The sequence below is a fragment of the Streptomyces atratus genome (assembly GCF_040655115.1).
Classification (GTDB): domain Bacteria; phylum Actinomycetota; class Actinomycetes; order Streptomycetales; family Streptomycetaceae; genus Streptomyces; species Streptomyces atratus_D.
The window spans coordinates 1-1,048 of sequence record NZ_JBFAJH010000156.1 but is presented as its reverse complement, the minus strand read 5'-3'; the positions used below and the strand labels follow the sequence as shown (position 1 = coordinate 1,048).

The window sequence follows — 1,048 nt, the reverse complement described above, 5'->3', positions numbered from 1 at the left end:
CCGCAGGCGCCGCCACCTGACGCAGCAGGACACCAAGGCCGCACCGGCCCCGGACCTGGTCGGCCGCGACTTCACCGCGACCTGGCCCGGCACGACGCCCGTCGGGTCGGGTAGCCGGAGGGGATCTCACCCTCCGGCCCCCACAGAACCGTGCGTAACAGTCTCCCGTTACACGGCTCTTGTCATCCTGTTCCCCAGATGGTGCGGCACAGGCGCCAGTGCGCGAACATCCCCGGGTATCGCTGCATGATCCCTTGGAGACAGGCCCTGGCCTTCCTGTAGCCAGCGAGTCGCTTGTACTTTCTGCGGATCCAGCGCAACAGGTAGGCATTTATGCGCTGGAGGAAGGGCCTCAGTGCGGAGTGATAGAACGCTCCGTAGTACTGAATCCAGCCCCGCACGATCGGATTCATGAACCGCGCGAGCTGGGCGAAGGTATGCCCGGTGCGCCGGTGGATGCGCCAACTGCGCACTTCAGCGCCCATCTTCTTCAGGGCGTCTTTGCTGACCGCGGGCAGGAAGCAGGGGAACGCGACCCCGTGCTTGCTGCGCGCGGAGCGGGCGCGGAACGTGAACCCCAAGAACGTGAACGACGTCTGCTCGTAGGAGCGTTGGCGGTTCGCGTCCTTGCAGTAGACGATCCGGGTCTTGGCCGGGTGCAGCCGCAGCCCGACCTCCTCCATCCTGCTGCCGATCGCTTCGACCAGCATCCTGGCCTGGCGCTCGGTGACACAGTGCACCACCGCGTCATCCACGTACCGTTCGAACTGAACGTCCGGGAACTCCCGGGCCATCCAGGCATCGAACGCGTAGTGGAGAAACAGGTTCGCCAGCACGGGCGAGACCACGCCCCCAACGCAATGGGCAACTTCTGCTTCGAGGTGACGCTCGGCTACCGGCGCTTGGAACTCCTTCCTCGCGCGGAGGGTAAGGAGCGTCACAATGTTCATGGCCATGGACATGGACGAGCGATGGGTAAACCGATCCCCGGAAGCCATGCTTGAGACATTCCATTGGTTTCGAGGCGAGGGCTTCCGTTTGATCGTCG

1 protein-coding gene is annotated in these 1,048 nt (G+C 64.4%); it reads right to left on the bottom strand.

The annotated features are described in order from the left end of the window. Positions 1 to 182: 182 nt before the first annotated feature. Positions 183 to 950 (bottom strand): group II intron maturase-specific domain-containing protein, encoded by a 768-nt coding sequence (locus AB0I23_RS41565; protein ID WP_359118468.1) that lies wholly within the window; start codon positions 948 to 950, stop codon positions 183 to 185. Positions 951 to 1,048 lie beyond the last annotated feature (98 nt).